Genomic DNA, 14,563 nt, shown 5'->3' with positions numbered 1-14,563 from the left:
AAGGGCATGACGCGATCAGCGCAATCGCACCGGCTGGCCAGTCCTGACGGATTCATCGGCCGCCAGGCAGACGGCAAGCGAGGAGACGGCGTCCCGCATGTGGCGGCTCAGGTCCATGTTCTCGGCAATGGCGCGGAGCATGAAGGCGGCCTCGGCATCGCAAAGCTGCTGATGGCCGGGTTCTCCGGCCATGGACAGATCGCGGTCGGGTTCTCCGACCCGGTGCAGGCGCAGCCGCGAGGTCTGGGTATGGGTGTCGATCTCGTCCGAGCGCGCATCCTCGGCCATGCGGATGCTGACCGCGCCGCGGGGGCTGACCACATCCTTCACGAAGAAGGCGGTGTCCGACATCATCGGCCCCCAGCCGGCCTCGTACCAGCCCAGCGAGCCGTCCTCGAAAAGCACCTGGAAATGCCCGTAATTGTACATCCCGGCCGCGATCTCGTCCGAGAGGCGCAGGCCCATGCCGCGCACCTCGACCGGGGGCGCGTCGGTGATCTGGCACATCACGTCGACGTAATGCACCCCGCAATCGACGATGGGCGGCGTGGTGCGCATCAGGGCCTTGTGCACCTCCCAGGTCGGGCCGGTGCTTTGCTGGTTCAGGTTCAGCCGGAATACATAGGGCCCGCCAAGCGCCCGGGCCTCGGCGATCAGGCGCTGCCAGCTCGGGTGGTGGCGCAGGATATAACCGACTACCAGCTTGCGCCCGGTCTCGGCGGCGGTCTCGACCACGCGGCGCGCATCCTCCACCGTGGTGGCAAGCGGCTTCTCGACGAAGACATGCGCCCCGGCCCGCATCGCGGCGACGGCATAATCGGCATGGCTGTCGGAATAGGTGGCGATCACCGCGACATCGGGGCGCAGGCGTTGCAGCGCCTCGTCGAAATCCTGGCTTTGCGGGATCGCAGCAAGCTCGGGGGGCAGGTCGACCGGGCTGCGGTTGACAAGACCGACCAGCTTGGCCCCCGGCTGCTTCAGCCAGGCCAGCGCATGGCTGCGGCCCATGTTGCCCAGACCGGCGACCAGAACCCGCATGGCCTAGTCGTCCACGATCGACAGGATCTTGGGCAGGGCGGGGCAGGGCAGCAGTTGGTTCCTTGCCACATCCGCCAGCGTGTGATTGTGCAGGAACACATAGACATGCGCCGACAGGCTTTCCCAAAGCCGGTTGGACAGCGTCTGCGCGCGCGACCCCGAGACCCCGCCCGAAGCGCCGGCGCCGACATGCAGCGCGCTGACGGTTTCGTCCACTGCCTCCAGCACATCGGCCACGCGGATGGTCTCGGGAGCCTTGGCCAGCCGGTAGCCGCCGCCCGGGCCGCGCACGGAATCGACCAGCCCGGCGCGGCGCAGCCGCACGAAGAGCTGTTCCAGATAGGGCAGCGAGATGTCCTGACGCTTGGAAATCTCGGCCAGCGATGTCAGGTCGTCGCCCTTGGCGATGGCCAGATCGACCAGGGCGACCATCGCATAACGTCCCTTGGTGGACAGTTTCATCTTGCCTCTCCTCCCGGCGCAAACCATTGACGACGCGCGAGCCAGGGGCTAATTCCCCCGGCGCCGTCCTTGAATGCGTCTTGCCTATGTCGGGCGCGCTTCCCAGATTGACGATCTAGAGCCGCGACGCCACTGGGTCAAGGAACCCGAGTTTCAAAGGAAGCCCATGCCCGAACTGATTTTCCCCGGTCCCGAAGGTCGTCTCGAGGGGCGCTATCACGCGCAAGCCGCGCCCGACGCCCCCATCGCCATCATCCTGCACCCGCACCCGCAATACGGCGGGACGATGAACAACCGGGTCGTTTACAATTTGCACTATGCCTTCCACCGCATGGGCTTCACCGTCATGCGGTTCAACTTCCGCGGGGTCGGCCGCAGCCAGGGCGAATTCGACCAGGGCATCGGCGAGCTGTCGGACGCCGCCTCGGCGCTGGATTATCTGCAGGCGATGAACCCCAACAGCAAGCATTGCTGGGTGGCGGGCTTCAGCTTCGGCGCCTGGATCGGCATGCAGCTGCTGATGCGCCGGCCCGAGATCACCGGCTTTATTTCGGTCGCGCCGCCGGCGAACATGTATGACTTCTCGTTCCTGGCGCCGTGCCCGTCCTCGGGGCTGATCATCAACGGCACCGCCGACCGGGTAGCGCCGCCCAAGGACACCCATGCGCTGGTCGGCAAGCTGCGCGAGCAGAAGGGCATCACCATCACCCACGAGGAAATCGAGGGTGCCGACCACTTCTTCCGCGACGACGAGGCGCATATGAAGCCGATGATCGACACGGTGCAGGCCTATGTCCGGCGCCGCCTGACCGAGAACACGCGGTGACGGTTGGCCGGCGTCGGTTGATCTGGGCCGGCGCCGGGTTGCTCTTGGCCTGTGTGGCCATTTTGCTGACATTGGTTGCCAAGTTGCGCGCGGTCAATTTCCGCGCGGTCGAACAGGGGTGGGTTCCGATTCCCTTCGGAAATGGGCTTGGACGCCGGCTCGATGCCCTTGTCATCGCCGGCGGATTGGCTTCCTTTCTCTGGCATTTCGGATTGGCGTCCGTTTGGCCTCAGGTGCTTCGTCCGGGTTTTGTCGTTCTGACGGCACTGTGGTGCCTTGGGGTACTGCTGCCGCTGTGCGCCTACATCATTTGGCCGGCTGGCGATGGCGGTTACAGCCATGCGATGGATTGGCTGCTCCTTGGCGCAGTTCTGGCTTTGCCGGCGTTCATTCTGTCCTGCCTGCTCAGCCGGCTCGCTTTCGACAGGAGGCCCCGATGACCGACCTGACCCGGCGTTTCGCCTTCCTGACCGAGGCCGACGGGCTGAAGTCGGTCGAGCGCGCGAATGTGCTGATGGACCTGTCGCGGCCGGAAAACAGCGCCGAGCACAGCTGGCATGTCGCGCTTTATGCGCTGGTGTTCGGTGCCTCGGACCGGGCCATCGCCATGATCCTGCTGCACGACCTGGTCGAGATCGACACGGGCGACCACCCGATCCACCTGGCCCATGACATGGCCGCCGTGCAGGCGGCCGAGGAGGCCGCCGCACGCCGGCTGTTCGGCATGCTGCCCGGCGGCGAGGCGTTGCTGGCGCTGTGGCACGAGTTCGAGGCGGGCGAGAGCCCGGACGCGCGCATGGCCAAGCGCATGGACCATGTCCAACCGCTGTTCCAGGTGCTTGGCGCGCCCGAGCCCTTGCCCGATCATGTCGCCATCGTCCGCGACAACATGGCATCGGGCCGCGCCCGGCGGCTTTGGGCGGAATGGCCCGAGGCGATGGAGGCGGCGCAGGCCCTGCTGGAGGGGCGTGCGCCCTGCGGCGAACTGGCGCAGCGCCTGGCCTTCCTGGCCGAGGCCGACCGGCTGAAATCGGTGCTGCGCGCCAGCCTGCTTTGCGACCGTTCGCGGCGCGAGAACAGCGCCGAGCACAGCTGGCACCTGGCGCTTTACGCTTTGGTCATGGCGCCCCATGCCGGCGAGGGGGTGGCGATCGGCCGGGTGATCCGCCTGCTGCTGCTGCACGATCTGGTCGAGATCGACACCGGCGACGTGCCGATCCATGCGCAGGGCGGCGCGGCGCATCACGGCGCGGCGCAACTGGCCGCCGAACAGGCCGCCGCCGCGCGGATCTTCGGGCTGCTGCCCGAGGCCCAGGGCCGCGAGTTGCGCGCGCTTTGGACCGAGTTCGAGGCCAACGAGACCCGGGACGCGGTCTTTGCCAAGTCGCTGGACCGGGCGCAGCCGGTGATGCAGAACATCGCCTCGGGCGGCGGAACCTGGGTCGAATACCGCGTGACCTACGAGCAGCTGGTCGAGCGCGTGGGTCTGCGCATCGAACGCGGCGCACCGGCGCTGTGGTCCTGGCTCAGCGAAAGCGCGCGGGTGTATTTCCGGAGCTGACATGGGCTGACGGCTGGCCGCGCTTGCTTTATGCGTGCTGGGGATGGCCGCGCTGGATCACGGATTGCGACTGGTGGCGGCGCTGATCGCCGGGGATGACGCGCCAGGCAGCGGTTTCGAGGCATTCCGCGCCGTTTCGCGGCTCGAAGCCCGGGTGATCGGCATAGGCGAGGCACTGCTTTGGTCCTGCGTTGCCTGCTGGCGTTGCGGCTGTCCTTTGCGCACGGCATCCGGCGAGAGGAGCAGCCCTGGCTTTTCCTGCTGCTGGTCGGCCTGACGGTTGGCCGTTCGTTCCTTGGCGTGTGCGAGGGTTTCACCAGTTCCTTCGCGCTGCCGGCGAGCGCTTGCGGGCTGGTGGCGCCGCTGCTTTACGCCTGTCTGTCGAAGTGGGCGCATTGATCGGTATGCGATTGCATACCGGGCTTTCCTTTCGCATTGAATGCCGCTATAGCGCCACCGAGCCGAATCCTAATCGAAGGGACCACCCATGTCGAAGATCAAGGTAGAGAACCCCGTCGTCGAGCTCGACGGCGACGAGATGACCCGGATCATCTGGGACTTCATCAAGCAGAAGCTGATCCTTCCCTATCTGGACATCGACCTGAAATATTACGACCTGGGCATCGAGGAGCGCGACCGCACCTCGGACCAGATCACCGTGGATGCGGCCGAGGCGATCAAGCAATACGGCGTCGGCGTGAAATGCGCCACCATCACCCCGGACGAGGCCCGGGTCGAGGAGTTCGGCCTGAAGAAGATGTGGAAATCGCCCAACGGCACCATCCGCAACATCCTGGGCGGCGTGATCTTCCGCGAGCCGATCATCTGCAAGAACGTGCCGCGCCTGGTCCCCGGCTGGACCCAGCCCATCGTCGTCGGCCGCCACGCCTTCGGCGACCAGTACAAGGCCACCGATTTCCGCTTCCCGGGTAAGGGCAAGCTGACGATCAAGTTCGTCGGCGAGGATGGCGAGACCATCGAGCACGAGGTCTATCAGGCCCCGGGCGCCGGGGTCGCCATGGCGATGTACAACCTCGACGAGTCGATCATCGACTTCGCCCGCGCCTCGATGAACTATGGCCTGAACCGCGGCTATCCGGTCTATCTTTCGACCAAGAACACCATCCTGAAGGCCTATGACGGCCGTTTCAAGGACCTGTTCCAGAAGGTCTACGAGGAGGAGTTCGAGGCCGAGTTCAAGAAGAAGGGCATCCATTACGAGCATCGGCTGATCGACGACATGGTCGCCTCGGCGATGAAATGGTCGGGCGGCTATGTCTGGGCCTGCAAGAACTACGACGGCGACGTGCAGTCCGATACCGTGGCGCAGGGCTTCGGCAGCCTGGGGCTGATGACCTCGGTGCTGATGACGCCGGACGGGAAGATCGTCGAATCCGAGGCCGCGCATGGCACGGTGACGCGCCACTATCGCGAGCATCAGAAGGGCAACCAGACCTCGACCAACTCGATCGCCTCGATCTTCGCCTGGACCGGCGGGCTGAAGCACCGCGCCAAGCTGGACGGCAACGCGGCGCTGAAGAACTTCGTCGAGACGCTGGAGAAGGTCACGGTGCAGGCGGTCGAGGACGGCCACATGACCAAGGACCTGGCGCTGCTGGTCGGGCCGGACCAGAAATGGCTGACCACCATGGGCTACCTGGAAAAGGTCGACGAATACCTGAACAAGGCGCTGGCGGGCTGATCCGCCGCATGGGATTGCGAAGGGCCGGGGGCAACCCCGGCCCTTTTCGCTTGTGGTGGGGCCGCATGGGTATTTGGGAAACGGTGAAGGGGCCGGCGTGGTGTCGGGGATGTGAGCGTTTGGAGAACGAAGAAGACGGACGGTCGTGCAAAGCCGCTTAACAGTTGCGCCGGCTTGCAGTATGGGAGGCGCGAGGCATTATCCCGGAGGTCCGTCATGAAAGCTGCCGTCATCACCTTTCCCGGATCGAATTGCGACCGCGATCTGGCCGTCGCCTTGCGGCAGGCGGGGGCCGAGGTCTCGCGCGTCTGGCACAAGGACGAGGCGCTGCCTGCCGGCACCGACCTGGTCGCGGTGCCGGGCGGGTTTTCCTTTGGCGATTACCTGCGCTGCGGCGCCATCGCCGCGCATTCGCCCATCGCCGGCGCGATCAAGGCCCATGCGGCCCGCGGCGGTTACGTGCTGGGCATCTGCAACGGTTTTCAGGTGCTGACCGAGCTGAACCTGCTGCCGGGCGCCCTGATGCGCAATGCCGGGTTGCGCTTCCTGTGCCGCGAGGTGGTGCTGAAGGTCGCGACCGCGGCCAGCCCCTTCACCGCGGCCTATGCGGCCGGTGAGGAGATCCGGGTGCCGGTGGCACATCACGACGGCAATTACCAGATCGACGCCGCCGGCCTGGCGGCGCTGCGGGCGCAGGACCGCATCGCCTTCACCTATGTGCCGGGCGTCAACGGTTCGGTCGAGGACATCGCCGGGGTGCTGTCCGAGAACCGGCGGGTGCTGGGCATGATGCCGCATCCCGAGCGGGCCGCCGATCCGGCGCATGGCGGAACCGACGGCGCGCGCCTGTTCGCCTCGCTGGTTCAGGAGCTTGTCGCGGCCTGACTTGAGTAGCGACCCTTCGCGGATTAGACTTCGTCGATCCCCTGGACGGGGCGATGCCGGAGGCGCATGCGAGAAGAACAGGACTCTGCCGGGTTCCCGGAGGGCAGGGCTGGGTTGACCAGCCGTTGGGGCCTGCGCGGCGCGATCGTCGCGCTGCTGGTCGTGGCCGCGGGCACGATCTGGTTTACCAATGCCTGGCTGACGGCGCGCTTTTCCGAAACCACCCGGGTGCGGACCGAGCTGCGTTCGGCGCTTTACACCGGCAACCTGCTGTCGGAATTGCAGCGCACCTCGGTGGTGCCGCAACTGCTGGCGCGCGATCCGGCGCTGATTTCGGCGCTGATCGGCAACGAATTCTCGGGCACCTCGGCGCGGCTGATCTCGGCGCAGAAGGAGATCGCCGCCGCCTCGATCAAGCTGCTGGACGCATCGGGGCGCGTGGTCGGCTCGACCGATCGCAACCTGATCGGCACGAATTACGTGCAGGAGCCGTTCTTCGTCGAGGCGCTGCGCTCGAAGGACACGGTGTTCACCGTCTCGCCCTCGCCGCAGGGAGCCTATGAATTCACCTATTCCCGCACGGTGGTCGCGGACGGGCGCACGCTGGGCGTGGTCGTGGTCGGCGCCGACCTGGCGCGGCTGGTGCGGTCCTGGGCCGGGATCTACGACGCCATTGCCGTGACCGACAGTTCCGGCCAGATCATCCTGTCGACCGAGCCGCGCTGGCGCGGCCTGACCCTGCCCGAAGCGCTGGCGGTGCGTTCCGCGCCCTCGGCCATCGCCCGCGCCTTCCAGGTGACGGCGGACTGGACCGCCACGCCCGCCGACGCCTATGTCCAGGGCCGCGCGGTCATGCAGTCCGAGACCCGCATTCCCTTCCGCGGCTGGAAGATGATCGCCTTCACCACCTATGATTCGGTGCGCGAGCGGGTGAACGCGGTTCTGGCGCTGGTGATCATGGGCTTTGCCATCCTGCTGGCGGCGGTGTTCTATCTGCTGTCGCGCCGGGCGCGGGTCGAATCGGCGGCCTGGATGCGCGAATCGGCCGATCTGCGGGCGCTGAACCTGCGCCTGACCCGCGAGATCGCCGAGCGTGAGCGCATGCAGAAGGAACTGCGCGTGGCCGAGCAGACCGTCCAGCAATCCAGCAAGCTGGCCGCCCTGGGCGAGATGTCGGCGGGTGTCAGCCACGAGTTGAACCAGCCGCTGGCGGCGATGAAGACCTATCTGGCCGGCGCCCGGCTGCTGTTGCAGCGCGGCCGGTCCGATGAAGCGCTGTCGAGCTTCCAGCGCATCGACGATCTGGTCGAGCGTATGGGCGCCATCACCCGGCAGCTGAAATCCTATGCCAGGAAGGGCGGCGAGGCTTTCGAGCCGGTCGATCTGCGCGCCGCGCTGTCCAGCGCGCTGATGATGATGGAGCCGCAGCTGCGTTCGCGCACCATCCGGCTGCAGCGCAATATCCCGCGCTATCCGGTCATGGTCTATTGCGACCGAATCCGGTTGGAGCAGATCGTCATCAACCTGTTGCGCAATGCGGTGGATGCGACGCGCGGCCTGCGCGATCCGGCCATCGAGATCACCGTCAGCTCGGGCTCTCACGCATTCTTGTCCGTGCGTGACAACGGCCCGGGTGTTTCGGACCTGGAAAATCTGTTTGAACCTTTCTTCACCACGAAGAAGCCCGGAGAAGGGACCGGACTGGGCCTGGCGATCTCGTCGGGGATCGCGGCCGATTTCGGGGGCCGCCTGACCGCGCATAATGCGTCGGATGAGGGCGGCCGGGGCGCCGTATTCGAACTTGAGCTGCCGCTGCACGATCCCGGCCAGAAGGCGGGGACCCGGCTGGCGGCGGAATAACGAGAAGAGGTAGAGGCCCATGAGCCGCACTTTGAAGATCGCAGTGGTGGATGACGAACCCGACATGCGCGAATCGATCAGCCAGTGGCTGGTCCTGTCCGGCTTCGACACCGAGACTTTCGCCAGCGCCGACGACGCGCTGAAGGTCATCGGCGCGGACTGGCCCGGGGTGGTCATTTCTGATATCCGGATGCCGGGCATGGACGGCATGGCCTTCCTCAAGCGGCTGATGGGCATCGATTCCGGCCTGCCGGTCATCATGATCACCGGCCATGGCGACGTGCCGATGGCGGTCGAGGCCATGCGGATCGGCGCCATGGATTTCATGGAAAAGCCCTTCAATCCCGAGCGCCTGACCGAGCTGGTCAAGAAGGCCAGCCAGGCCCGGCGCATGACCCTGGACAACCGTGCCCTGCGCCGCGACCTTTCCGAAGGCCAGCAGGTCATGTCGAAGCTGATCGGCGCCAGCCCGGTCATGGACCGGCTGCGCGAGGATATCCTGGACCTGGGCCAGGCCGACGGCCATGTGCTGATCGACGGCGAGACCGGCACCGGCAAGACCCTGGTCGCCCATGCGCTGCATGCTGTCGGGCCGCGCGCCTCGAAGAAATTCGTGCCGATCTCCTGTGCCGCCTACAATGACGAGGTGCTGGCCGCGAAGCTGTTCGGCCCGGTCGAGAACGGCCTGCCCGCCGTCGAGGAGGCGCGCGGCGGCACGCTCTGCCTTGAGGATATCGAGGCGCTGTCCGACCCGTTGCAAGCCCGGTTGCTGGCCTTCATCGCCGATCAGGGCAGCCCGGCCGAGACGCGGATCATCGCCATTTCCAATGCCCGCGGCGAGGGGCGCAAGGCCGAGGATTCGCTGCGTCCCGACCTGTTCTATCGCCTGACGGCGCTGAAGATCACCCTGCCGCCGCTGCGTTCGCGCGGCGAGGACATCCTGTCCCTGTTCACCCGCATGACCGAGCAATTCGCCGAGGAATACGGCTGCGAGCCGCCGCAGGTGACCGCGCAGGAAGCCGCACAGCTGTTGCAGGCGCCCTGGCCGGGCAATGTGCGCCAGCTCATCAACGTCGCCGAGCGCGCGGTGCTGCAGAACCGCCGCGGCTCGGGGTCGATCGCCTCGTTGCTGATGGCGGATGGCGAGGATACGCAAGAGGCCACGACGACCGAGGGCAAGCCGCTCAAGGAATATGTCGAGAGCTTCGAGAAGATGCTGATCGACAATACCATGCGCCGCCACAAGGGCAGCATCGCCGCGGTGATGGACGAGTTGTGCCTGCCGCGCCGGACGCTGAACGAGAAGATGGCGAAATACGGGCTGAGCCGGGGCGATTATCTGTGATCACGGCTGGCCGGGAGGATGCCGAAAACGGCGAATCCCGGCCGCGGGTCTAAAAACAGATTGTAACGACGCCTGCTTCCCCGCTATCTTGCCCCTGTAAGGCGGGCGCCGCAACTTTTGGTTGTCCCTCCTCGACAGTTTCGCAGCGCGTAGCCAGCCGCGACACCCGAAAAGTGCCGGTGGTGCGACGCGCGGAAAATCCTGCCCAAGCCCCACGGGGCCTCTGGGCGACCGTAGATCGCCGCCCGGACCGCCCTCGTGCGGGACGGGCCAAGAAAGGTAAACAGACGCGATGGATCGCGCAATGCAGCTTGATCGGCAACGGTGGCAGGGGCTTTCCCCGGTCGCCGCGATTGCTGCTGGCAGCACGATGCTCGCTGTCCCCTCATGCGGCAGCCAAACCCCGATCCCGCCCCTGCGCGGGCCGGTGCGGCTGCCCGAAAGACGGAAACATGTCAAAGAAAATGCTGATCGACGCCACACATGCCGAGGAAACTCGGGTGGTCGTGGTCGATGGAACGAAGGTCGAAGAATTTGATTTCGAGACCGTCAACAAGCGCCAGCTTGCGGGCAATATCTACCTGGCCAAGGTAACGCGGGTCGAGCCGTCGTTGCAGGCCGCCTTTGTGGATTACGGCGGCAACCGCCACGGCTTCCTGGCCTTCGCGGAAATCCATCCCGATTATTACCAGATCCCCGCCGCCGATCGTCAGGCCCTGATCGAGGAAGAACGCCAGGCCGCCGCGGCAGAAAGTGACGAGAGCGATAAGCCCAAGCGCAGCCCGCGCCGTCGCAAGGCGCCGAAGGCCGCTGCGGCCGACAGTGGCGATGCCGTCGTGGTCTCGGACGAGATCGCGGGCATGACCGTGGTCGATCTGTCGGAAGGCGAGTCCGCGCCGTCCGAGGAGATCGCCGCCGGGCCGGCCCCGACCGCCGCCGAGGAGCAGGTTGCCGAGGAGCAGGCCGATGAGGCGCATGGCGACGACGCCGCCGAGGATGACGGCATCGAATCCGTCGCCGAGGAGGATGTGGCCGAGGAGATCGCGCCGCCCCGCAAGCCCCGTGCCCGCCGCTACAAGATCCAGGAGGTGATCAAGGTCCGGCAGATCATGCTGGTCCAGGTCGTCAAGGAAGAGCGCGGCAACAAGGGCGCCGCGCTGACCACCTATCTGTCGCTGGCCGGCCGCTATTGCGTGCTGATGCCGAACACGGCGCGCGGCGGCGGCATCTCGCGCAAGATCACCAACGTCGCCGACCGCAAGAAGCTGAAAGAGATCGCCAGCGAGCTGGAGGTGCCGGAAGGCGCCGGGCTGATCATCCGCACCGCCGGCAGCCAGCGGACGCGGACCGAGATCCGCCGCGATTACGAATATCTGATGCGGCTCTGGGAACAGATCCGCGAGCTGACCTTCAAGTCCATCGCCCCGGCGCCGGTCTATGAGGAAGGCGACCTGATCAAGCGCACCATCCGCGACATCTACAGCAAGGAAATCGACGAGGTTCTGGTCGAGGGCGATCGCGGCTATCGCACCGCCAAGGACTTCATGAAGATGATCATGCCGTCGCATGCCAAGAACGTGAAGCATTACCAGGACCAGATGCCGCTGTTCGCGCGCTTCCAGGTCGAAAGCTACCTGGGCGGCATGTTCAACCCGGTCGTGCAGCTGAAATCCGGCGGCTATATCGTCATCGGCGTGACCGAGGCACTGGTCGCCATCGACGTGAACTCGGGCCGGGCCACCAAGGAAGGCTCGATCGAGGACACGGCGCTGAAGACCAACCTGGAGGCCGCCGAGGAAATCGCCCGCCAGCTGCGTCTGCGCGACCTGGCCGGGCTGATCGTCATCGACTTCATCGACATGGAGGAGCGCAAGAACAACGCCGCCGTCGAGAAGCGCTTCAAGGATAAGCTCAAGACCGACCGGGCGCGCATCCAGGTCGGCCGCATCTCGGGCTTCGGTCTGCTGGAGATGAGCCGGCAGCGTCTGCGGCCGGGCATGCTGGAATCGACCACGCAGCCCTGTGCGCATTGCCACGGCACCGGGCTGATCCGGTCCGATGACAGTCTGGCGCTGACCATCCTGCGCGCCATCGAGGAAGAGGGCACCCGCAAACGCTCGCGCGAGGTGCTGGTCAAGGCGCCGGTCGCCGTCGCCAATTTCCTGATGAACGCCAAGCGCGAGCATATCGCGAATATCGAGGCCCGCTACGGCATGGCGGTGCGGGTCGAAGCCGATCCGGGGCTGATCTCGCCCGATTACGCCATCGAGAAGTTCAAGACCGCCACCCGCAACGTGCCCGAGGTGGCCTCGCCTGTGGTCTCGGTCGATGCCCGGCTGATGGCGCAGATCGACGACGAGGAGCCGGCCGAGGAAGACGAGGTTGAGGACGCCGCCGCCGAGGATCGTGCCGAGGACGGCCGGACCGAGGACGGTCGAGCCGAGAATGGCGAAGGCGATGCCAGCAAGCGCCGCCGCCGCCGTCGCCGTCGTCGCGGCGGCAAGAACGGCGACGGCGAAGGCCATCACGCCGAAGAGGCGGACGGCGAAACGGTCGCGGAAGAGGCCGCAGAAGGCTTGGCGCCCGAGCTGGTCGAGCCGGTCGCCGAGGAAGCCGCTGCCGGACAACCGGTCGCCGAGGAGGCCGCCGCGCCCCGCCGCCGTACGCGCACCCGGCGCCGCAAGGCCGAGGATGAGCCCGCCGCCGACAGCGCCCCGGAGATCGCCGTAGCCCAGCCGGTCGAGCCGAGCGTCACGGCTGCCGAGGGCGAGGCTGCTGTGGCCGAGGCGGCGCAGACGGTGGAACCCGAGGTCGAGGCGGCGGAAGCGCCTGCCGCCGAGGAGCCCGCTGCGGAAGCTGAAGCTCCGGCGCCGGAAGCCGAGGCAGAACAGCCGGCGCCGCAGCCGGAAACCGCCAATGAAGCCGAGGCTCCGGCCGCCAAGCCCGAGCCGGAGCTGGCCGAGGAGGAGACTTCGGCACGGCCCAAGCGGCGCGGCTGGTGGTCGATGGGCTGATCTGTCGCAGCCTTCCCACAAAAGAGTGAGGGGCGCGGGGCTTTCCCGCGCCTTTTCCTTGCGCCAAGGTGCCGGACATGTTGGGAATCGAGCTTGCAGACGCCGCCTTCCTGCCCGCCGCGATGGTCGCGCTGCTGGCCGGAATCCTGTCCTTCCTGTCGCCCTGCGTGCTGCCGGTGGTGCCGCCCTATCTGGCTTACATGACCGGCATCGGCGTCGGCGGGCTGAAATCCGGCGAACGCAGCGCCGTGGTCCCGGCGCTGTTCTTCATCCTGGGACTTTCGACGGTCTTCCTGCTGATGGGCATGGCGGCCTCGGCCTTCGGGCGGCTGTTCCTGCAATGGCAGGACTGGCTGGCGCGCGGGGCAGGGGTGGTGGTGATCGTCATGGGCCTGCATTTCCTGCGCATCATCCGCATCCCCTTTCTGGATACCGAGGCGCGGCTGGATGCCGGTGACAAGGGCGGCTCGGCGCTGGGGGCCTATGTGCTGGGGCTGGCCTTCGCCTTTGGCTGGACGCCCTGCATCGGGCCGCAGCTGGGCATGATCCTGTCGCTGGCCGCCACCGGCGCGGAGGCCGGGCGCGGCGCGGCGCTGCTGGCGGTTTATGCGCTGGGGCTGGGCATTCCCTTCCTGCTGTCGGCGATCTTCATCAACCGGGCGATTCCTGTGATGAACCGCATCAAGCCGCATCTGCAGCTGATCGAGCGCATCATGGGGGGGCTGCTGGTCGTCGTCGGCCTGGCGCTGGTGACCGGCGCCTTCCCGGTCTTCGCCTATTGGCTGCTCGAGACCTTCCCCTGGCTGGCGGCGCTGGGCTAGTCCCAGTCCGGCGGCCGCTTTTCCAGGAAGGCCTGGATGCCTTCGGCCGTGTCGGGCCGCATCAGGTTCTCGCAGATCACCGCGCCGGTCGAAGCATAGGCGTCGGCCAGCCCCATCCGCGCCTGGGCATGGAAGGCGCGCTTGCCCATGCGCACGGCGGCGGGCAGCTTGCCGGCGATGGTCGCGGCCAGCGCCATGGTTTCGGCCTCCAGCGTCTCGGGCGGGATGACGCGGTTGACCAGCCCCAGTTCGCGGGCCCGCGCGGCGTCGATAAACTCGCCGGTGACCAGCAGTTCAAAGGCGGCGCGCGGCGGGATGGCGCGGGACAGCGCCACCATCGGCGTCGAGCAGAACAACCCGATATTCACCCCGTTCACGCCGAAGCGCACGCCCTCGGCGGCGACGGCCATGTCGCAACTGGCGACCAGTTGGCAGCCGGCGGCGGTGGCGATGCCCTGCACCTCGGCGATGACCGGCTGGGGCAGGGCGGGCAGCTTCTGCATCAGCGCCGAGCAATGCGAGAACAACCGCTCATAGGCGGCGCGGCCGTCATCCGCGTCGTTGCGGGCGCCCTGGATCTCGCGCAGGTCGTGACCGGCGCAGAAGGCCTTGCCGCGTGCCGCCAGCACCAGCACCCGGACCCCGTCATCGGCGGCGATCTCGTCCAGCGCATCCGACAGCGCGTCGATCATCGCGGTGGACAGCGCGTTGTAGTTATTCGGGCTGTTCAGGATCAGCCGCGCGACATGGCCCTGATCCTGGCGCAGCACCAGCGGCTGGGGGTCTCCGTCCTTCATCTCGTCCTCCCTGACGCCACGGCGCGGCTTGCCTTTGCCGGGCTTTGCCGTCCACTCTAGCCGCCGATGGGGCAGGGGGGAAGCATGGCATTGCAGATGGATCGCGAGGCGCTGAACATCTTTCTGGACCGGACGTTTCCGCAGGTGGCGGGACAGGTCCGGGTCCAGTCGCTGGACGAACGCCTGCTGATCTCGCGCCTGTCCGTCGATCACCAGCATCTGCGGCCCGGCGGCACCGTCAGCGGCCCGGCC

At 66.9% G+C, this 14,563-nt stretch carries 14 protein-coding genes (1 of these 14 running past the window's edge); 11 read left to right on the top strand and 3 right to left on the bottom strand.

What is annotated here, in order from left to right:
• Positions 1-15: 15 nt before the first annotated feature.
• Together NBE95_RS01135 and NBE95_RS01130 are read right to left on the bottom strand one after the other, a co-directional pair.
• Positions 16-1,038 carry a Gfo/Idh/MocA family oxidoreductase gene (locus NBE95_RS01135; protein WP_289894076.1) on the bottom strand — a complete coding sequence of 341 codons (1,023 nt, stop codon included), beginning with the start codon at positions 1,036-1,038 and terminating at the stop codon, positions 16-18.
• Between the two features lie 3 nt (positions 1,039-1,041).
• Positions 1,042-1,500 (bottom strand): Rrf2 family transcriptional regulator, encoded by a 459-nt coding sequence (locus NBE95_RS01130; RefSeq protein ID WP_289894074.1) that lies wholly within the window; start codon positions 1,498-1,500, stop codon positions 1,042-1,044.
• A gap of 166 nt (positions 1,501-1,666) precedes the next feature.
• Between NBE95_RS01130 and NBE95_RS01125 the strand changes: the two genes are divergently transcribed.
• The 10 genes from NBE95_RS01125 (at position 1,667) to NBE95_RS01080 (ending at position 13,514) form a co-directional block, all read left to right on the top strand.
• Positions 1,667-2,326 (top strand): alpha/beta hydrolase, encoded by a 660-nt coding sequence (locus NBE95_RS01125; protein WP_036749011.1) that lies wholly within the window; start codon positions 1,667-1,669, stop codon positions 2,324-2,326.
• 17 nt (positions 2,327-2,343) lie between these two features.
• A complete protein-coding gene (locus NBE95_RS01120; RefSeq protein ID WP_289894073.1) occupies positions 2,344-2,766 on the top strand; it encodes a hypothetical protein in 423 nt (140 codons plus the stop codon).
• Entirely contained in the window at positions 2,763-3,887 is a 1,125-nt protein-coding gene (locus NBE95_RS01115) for an HD domain-containing protein (RefSeq protein ID WP_289894072.1), read from the top strand. Before NBE95_RS01120 ends, NBE95_RS01115 begins: the two co-directional genes overlap by 4 nt.
• A gap of 180 nt (positions 3,888-4,067) precedes the next feature.
• A complete protein-coding gene (locus tag NBE95_RS01110; protein WP_289894071.1) occupies positions 4,068-4,286 on the top strand; it encodes a hypothetical protein in 219 nt (72 codons plus the stop codon).
• A gap of 88 nt (positions 4,287-4,374) precedes the next feature.
• Complete coding sequence (locus tag NBE95_RS01105) at positions 4,375-5,589, top strand: NADP-dependent isocitrate dehydrogenase (RefSeq protein ID WP_289894070.1); 1,215 nt, start codon at positions 4,375-4,377, stop codon at positions 5,587-5,589.
• Positions 5,590-5,805: 216 nt separating this feature from the next.
• The gene (gene purQ, locus NBE95_RS01100; protein WP_289894069.1) at positions 5,806-6,474 is read left to right on the top strand and encodes a phosphoribosylformylglycinamidine synthase subunit PurQ; all 669 of its coding nucleotides are present in this window, start codon (positions 5,806-5,808) and stop codon (positions 6,472-6,474) included.
• Between the two features lie 66 nt (positions 6,475-6,540).
• On the top strand, positions 6,541-8,334 hold the full coding sequence (locus NBE95_RS01095) for an ATP-binding protein (RefSeq protein WP_289894068.1): 1,794 nt from the start codon (positions 6,541-6,543) through the stop codon (positions 8,332-8,334).
• A 19-nt stretch (positions 8,335-8,353) separates the two neighbouring features.
• Positions 8,354-9,679, top strand: coding sequence for a sigma-54 dependent transcriptional regulator (locus tag NBE95_RS01090; RefSeq protein WP_289894067.1), 1,326 nt, complete (start codon positions 8,354-8,356; stop codon positions 9,677-9,679).
• Between the two features lie 452 nt (positions 9,680-10,131).
• On the top strand, positions 10,132-12,693 hold the full coding sequence (locus NBE95_RS01085) for an Rne/Rng family ribonuclease (RefSeq protein WP_289894066.1): 2,562 nt from the start codon (positions 10,132-10,134) through the stop codon (positions 12,691-12,693).
• A gap of 77 nt (positions 12,694-12,770) precedes the next feature.
• On the top strand, positions 12,771-13,514 hold the full coding sequence (locus tag NBE95_RS01080; protein WP_289894065.1) for a cytochrome c biogenesis protein CcdA: 744 nt from the start codon (positions 12,771-12,773) through the stop codon (positions 13,512-13,514).
• Here NBE95_RS01080 and NBE95_RS01075 read toward each other — a convergent pair.
• Positions 13,511-14,311: an enoyl-CoA hydratase gene (locus NBE95_RS01075; RefSeq protein ID WP_289894064.1), complete on the bottom strand. Its 801-nt coding sequence runs from the start codon at positions 14,309-14,311 to the stop codon at positions 13,511-13,513. The two genes, NBE95_RS01080 and NBE95_RS01075, sit on opposite strands and share 4 nt — an antisense overlap.
• 84 nt (positions 14,312-14,395) lie before the next feature.
• On the opposite strand from NBE95_RS01075, the gene NBE95_RS01070 reads away from it, so the two are divergent.
• A protein-coding gene (locus NBE95_RS01070) for a PaaI family thioesterase (RefSeq protein WP_289894063.1) crosses the window boundary here: on the top strand, positions 14,396-14,563 show its 5' portion. The gene runs 255 nt beyond the window's last position; 168 of the gene's 423 nt are visible here — the first part of the coding sequence; it begins with the start codon at positions 14,396-14,398; its stop codon lies off the right edge, out of view.

It is taken from the genome of Paracoccus sp. TOH, from assembly GCF_030388245.1.
Lineage (GTDB): Bacteria > Pseudomonadota > Alphaproteobacteria > Rhodobacterales > Rhodobacteraceae > Paracoccus > Paracoccus simplex.
Note: the sequence above shows the minus strand (reverse complement) of the source record. Positions and strands in the feature narration are given on the sequence as shown.

Bases quoted from the DNA above. Each gene is read 5' to 3' on its own strand.
- NBE95_RS01080 (WP_289894065.1), top strand. From the start codon at position 12,771: ATGTTGGGAATCGAGCTTGCAGACGCCGCCTTCCTGCCCGCCGCGATG.
- NBE95_RS01105 (WP_289894070.1), top strand. From the start codon at position 4,375: ATGTCGAAGATCAAGGTAGAGAACCCCGTCGTCGAGCTCGACGGCGAC.
- NBE95_RS01115 (WP_289894072.1), top strand. From the start codon at position 2,763: ATGACCGACCTGACCCGGCGTTTCGCCTTCCTGACCGAGGCCGACGGG.
- NBE95_RS01090 (WP_289894067.1), top strand. From the start codon at position 8,354: ATGAGCCGCACTTTGAAGATCGCAGTGGTGGATGACGAACCCGACATG.
- NBE95_RS01130 (WP_289894074.1), bottom strand. From the start codon at position 1,500: ATGAAACTGTCCACCAAGGGACGTTATGCGATGGTCGCCCTGGTCGAT.
- purQ (WP_289894069.1), top strand. From the start codon at position 5,806: ATGAAAGCTGCCGTCATCACCTTTCCCGGATCGAATTGCGACCGCGAT.
- NBE95_RS01075 (WP_289894064.1), bottom strand. From the start codon at position 14,311: ATGAAGGACGGAGACCCCCAGCCGCTGGTGCTGCGCCAGGATCAGGGC.
- NBE95_RS01125 (WP_036749011.1), top strand. From the start codon at position 1,667: ATGCCCGAACTGATTTTCCCCGGTCCCGAAGGTCGTCTCGAGGGGCGC.
- NBE95_RS01085 (WP_289894066.1), top strand. From the start codon at position 10,132: ATGTCAAAGAAAATGCTGATCGACGCCACACATGCCGAGGAAACTCGG.
- NBE95_RS01135 (WP_289894076.1), bottom strand. From the start codon at position 1,038: ATGCGGGTTCTGGTCGCCGGTCTGGGCAACATGGGCCGCAGCCATGCG.
- NBE95_RS01095 (WP_289894068.1), top strand. From the start codon at position 6,541: ATGCGAGAAGAACAGGACTCTGCCGGGTTCCCGGAGGGCAGGGCTGGG.